Genomic DNA, 445 nt, shown 5'->3' with positions numbered 1-445 from the left:
ATCTGCTGCCAGACTTCGTTGTCCCGCGCGCCGGTGTCGTAGGCGACACGCTCACCCGCCGGGAATTGCACCTCTACGAATTGCAGCGGGACGGTTGCGCCGGCGAAAGATTGCGTCGCACATAGCCCGAATCGGGGTCCGTCCACACCGGCTGGTCGGCATGGCGGGCGAGAGGCGAGGGCGGTGCGTCTTCCTGCGCTCGCCCGTCGAACAACGACGCGAGCGTGACGTCGAGCGCGGTGGCAAGCTTGTCGAGCACGTTGGCCGTGGGGCTGGTCTGCGCACGCTCGATGAGCGAGATATTCGAGCGGCTTACCCCGCTGCGCTCTGCCAGCGTGTCGAGGGAATAGCCGCGCTCGCTGCGCAGATCGCGCACGCGGCGGGCGATGCGTTCGTTGATATCCATGGTGTCCAGTCTACTGGAAATTAATTTCCAGTAAAATAG

General features: G+C 64.0%; 1 pseudogene. It reads right to left on the bottom strand.

From position 1 onward, the window contains the following. Positions 1–406, bottom strand: a pseudogene (locus tag CDV44_RS27440) (helix-turn-helix domain-containing protein); the annotation flags it as partial. Positions 407–445 lie beyond the last annotated feature (39 nt).

This window comes from Pandoraea sp. PE-S2R-1, assembly GCF_002179865.1.
GTDB lineage: Bacteria > Pseudomonadota > Gammaproteobacteria > Burkholderiales > Burkholderiaceae > Pandoraea.
This window is presented reverse-complemented; position numbering and strand designations above follow the sequence as displayed.